Source organism: Rathayibacter sp. AY1F9, assembly GCF_002932155.1.
Classification (GTDB): Bacteria; Actinomycetota; Actinomycetes; order Actinomycetales; family Microbacteriaceae; genus Rathayibacter.
On record NZ_PSVA01000050.1, the window covers coordinates 1 to 3,555 of the forward strand.

Here is a 3,555-nt window from a genome sequence, read left to right on the forward strand (position 1 = left end):
GTCCTCTCCGGCCCTGCTCTGTCCTCTCCTTCCACGTCCTCTCCTGCCCCGTCCGGTCAGGAGCGTCCCGCCGCGCAGGAGAGCCGTCGAACTCGGGAGATCACGACCGGACGACCTCCACGTGGTTCTCGTTCTCCGCCGCCCGCCGCCCGCAGCGTCCGTCGGCACTCTCCTGCCCCGTCCTCTCCGGCCCTGCTCTGTCCTCTCCTTCCACGTCCTCTCCTGCCCCGTCCGGTCAGGAGCGTCCCGCCGCGGCGACCGCTCCACGCCGCCCTTGCCTCCGCCCGTGCCTCCGCCCGTGCCTCCGCCCGTGCCGCCGCCCGACCTCACCGGATGCCGCTGCGCGCGAACCCCTGCACGAAGTAGCGCTGGAAGCACAGGAACAGCAGCACCATCGGCAGCACCGACACCAGCGCCAGCGCCATGCTCGCGCTGTAGTCAGGCGTCGACTGGCCCTTGAGGTAGAGCAGGCCGATCGGCAGCGTGAACAGCTCGTTGTCCTTCAGGGCGATCAGCGGCCAGGCGAAGTCGTTCCAGCTGCCGAGCAGAGTCAGCAGGATCAGGACGGCGATCAGCGGCTTCGAGAGCGGCAGCACGATCTGCAGGAACACCCGCAGGTGGCCGGCGCCGTCGATCCGCGCCGCCTCGATCAGCTCCTCCGGGATGGAGAGGAAGAACTGCCGGGCGAGGAAGATCCCGAAGGCCGCCGCCGCTCCGGGCAGGATCACCGACCAGTAGGTGCCGTAGATCTGCAGTCCGGTCACGAGCTTGAACTGCGCGACCATGATCGCCTGCACCGGGATCATCATCGTGGCCAGTGCGAGCAGGAACAGCAGGTTCCGCCCCGGGAAGCGCAGCCGCGCGAAGCCCCAGCCGGCCAGAAGGTTCACCACGACGGTGAACACCGTGACGAACGCCCCGATCACGACCGAGTTGACGAACCACTCGCCCACGGGGAATCGCGCGAACACCGTCGCGAAGTTCTCGAACGAGATCTCGCTCGGCCAGAAGCGGGGCGGGCCGGGCGCGAACACCTCGCCGCGCGGCGAGAAGGCGATGACGAGCATCCAGTACAGCGGGAAGAACACGATCGCCGAGGCGACGATCGCGACGACGAGGCGGATGACGAGTCCGGAGCGGGAGCCATCGCGGCGGGAGGGACGCCGGCGCGGGGTCTCGCGGGCGGTGGCCGCGGCGACCGCGGCGGGCGTGGTGACGGTGGAGGACGACATGAGGGCTCCTAGTCGACGAGGTCGCGCGTGCGGCTCGTGCGCCACTGCAGGTAGGTGAAGGCGAGGGAGACCAGCAGGATGACGACGCCGAGCGCGGCGCCGTAGCCCTGCTCTCGGACCTGGAAGCCGTTGCGGTACGCGTAGGTGCCGAGCACCGACGTGGAGAAGCCGGGGCCGCCGCCCGTCATCACGAAGACGATGTCGAAGACCTGGAACGAGGCGATCACGTTCATGATCAGCAGGAAGAAGGTGGACGGGCCGACCAGCGGCACCGTCAGTGCGCGGAACTGCTGCCAGCGCGTCGCTCCGTCGATCCGTGCGGCCTCGTAGAGCTCGGGCGAGACGCTCTGCAGGCCCGCCAGGTAGATCACCATGTTGAAGCCGATCCGCAGCCACACCGCGGTCAGCATCACCGAGATCATCGCCGCGGAGCCGTCCGACTGCCACGCGACCGGCGAGGCGCCCAGCGAGCTCAGCACCTTGTTCACGATGCCCGAGGACTCGCTGAAGATCGTGACCGCGATCATCCCGGAGGCGACGCCCGAGATCACCAGGGGCAGCACGATCACCGTGCGGAAGATCCCGCGCGCGGGCAGCACGGAGTTGAGCAGCACGGCCAGGCCGAGGCCGCCGGCGAGCTCGAGCGGCACGGTGACCGCGGTGAAGAGGAGGGTGTTGCCCAGGCTCTGCCAGAACACCGGGTCGGCGCCCATCCGCAGGTAGTTCGCGAAGCCGACCCACTCGGGCGTGCCGAAGCCGCGCGACTCCTGGAACGAGAGCTGGATCGCCCAGAGGATCGGCACGAACAGGAACAGCGCCATCAGGAGCAGGTTCGGGCCGACGAAGCCGAAGCCGGCGAGGGCCTCGCGCCTGCGGGCCGACCGCGGCCGGGCGGAGGAGCCCGCCCGGCCGCGGAGGGTGGTGGCGGTCATCAGCTGGTCGCCTGCTGGATGGCCGCGTCGAGGCCGGAGAGGGTCTCCTCGGTGCTGCGCCCGCCGACGAACGCCTCCTCGAGCTGGTCCTGCATCGCGACCGAGATCTTCGCGAGGAACGGCGAGGTGAGCTGCTGCACGTCCCGCGGGGTGATCGTCGCGGCCTGCTCGACGAACACGGGCATCACGTCCGGGCGCACCGCGAAGTCGATCGACGCGGGGTCGATGTCGGACCGGGTGGGCAGCTCGTTCGTCGCCGCGCAGAACTCGGCCATGGTGTCGGCCTGCGTCATGAACGAGAGGAACTCGGTCGCGAGCTCAGGGTTGTCGGTGTCGGCCGTGGCGACGAGGGCGTTGCCGCCGAGGTCGGTCGCGCCGCGCTCGTCGACGGGCATCGGCGTGGCGGTCCACTCGAAGTCGGCGAGGTCGTCGATGTCCGGCACCAGGAAGGACCCGGCGAAGGCCATCGCCGCGGTCTGCTCCGTGAAGAAGGAGTCGGCGTAGGTGGCGGACTTCACCGAGCTGGTCGGCGGGACCCAGTCGTTGTCGAAGAAGCTCTTCGTGAAGTCCAGGGCCTTCGCGCCCGCGGCCGAGTCGATCGCCGGAGTGGTGCCGTCCTCCTCCAGCAGTGTGCCGTCGGCCTCGAACAGCCAGCTCAGCCAGCGGGGCGTGCCGCCGAGCTGCCAGTTGTAGACGAACGGGTACTGCTCGGCGGGCAGGCTCGCGCGCAGCTTCGCGGAGGCATCGGCGAACTCCTCCCAGGTCCACGCCTCGTCGGCGGTGGTCGGCACGTCGGTGATGCCGGCCGCCGCGAGCATCTGCGTGTTCACCAGCAGCGCCGACACGTCGGTCTGGTGCGGGACGCCGTAGGGCTTCCCCTCGAAGGAGACGGCCTCCTGGAACGCGGGCGTGAAGGAGTCGAAGTCGTCGATCCGGTCGGTCAGGTCGAGCAGCTGCTCCTGGCTGGAGTAGACGCCGAGGTTGCCGTAGTCGACGCGGAACACGTCGGGGGCCTCGCCCGACGACAGCTGCGCGTCGATGTTGCTGAACATCTGGTCGTAGGGGACGACGTTGAGCTCGACGCGCGCCCCCTCGTGCTCGGCCTCGAAGTCGGTGATCAGCGACTCGAAGGCCGCCTGCTCGGACTCGCTGGCCCAGGTGGTGAAGGTGATCGAGTCGGCGTCGGCCGAACCGCCGCCTCCTCCTCCGAAGCCGCTGCAGCCGGTGAGGGCGGCGGTCGACGCCAGGACGGCGGCGAGAGGGATGAATCGTCTGCGCATGGGTGGTCTCCTGCTGTGAAGGGTCGTCGCGGCGGCGTGGTCGGGCGCCCGGGCGTTCCAGCTCTACGGAGGGTGGGGCGTGGTGCTTGCGGTGGCCGCGGTGATCGTCGC

At 69.8% G+C, this 3,555-nt stretch carries 3 protein-coding genes; all 3 read right to left on the reverse strand.

Annotation, left to right across the window (positions count from 1 at the left end; all coding sequences use genetic code 11):
* Positions 1-326: 326 nt before the first annotated feature.
* Genes C5C37_RS16920 through C5C37_RS16930 form a run of 3 tightly spaced genes read right to left on the reverse strand, consistent with a single transcriptional unit; the run spans position 327 to position 3,444 of the window.
* Entirely contained in the window at positions 327-1,232 is a 906-nt protein-coding gene (locus C5C37_RS16920) for a carbohydrate ABC transporter permease (protein ID WP_104339333.1), read from the reverse strand.
* Between the two features lie 8 nt (positions 1,233-1,240).
* A complete protein-coding gene (locus tag C5C37_RS16925; protein ID WP_104239656.1) occupies positions 1,241-2,164 on the reverse strand; it encodes a carbohydrate ABC transporter permease in 924 nt (307 codons plus the stop codon).
* Positions 2,164-3,444 (reverse strand): sugar ABC transporter substrate-binding protein, encoded by a 1,281-nt coding sequence (locus C5C37_RS16930; RefSeq protein ID WP_258074201.1) that lies wholly within the window; start codon positions 3,442-3,444, stop codon positions 2,164-2,166. Before C5C37_RS16930 ends, C5C37_RS16925 begins: the two co-directional genes overlap by 1 nt.
* Between the last annotated feature and the right edge of the window lie 111 nt (positions 3,445-3,555).

Bases quoted from the DNA above. Each gene is read 5' to 3' on its own strand.
- C5C37_RS16920 (WP_104339333.1), bottom strand. From the start codon at position 1,232: ATGTCGTCCTCCACCGTCACCACGCCCGCCGCGGTCGCCGCGGCCACC.
- C5C37_RS16930 (WP_258074201.1), bottom strand. From the start codon at position 3,444: ATGCGCAGACGATTCATCCCTCTCGCCGCCGTCCTGGCGTCGACCGCC.
- C5C37_RS16925 (WP_104239656.1), bottom strand. From the start codon at position 2,164: ATGACCGCCACCACCCTCCGCGGCCGGGCGGGCTCCTCCGCCCGGCCG.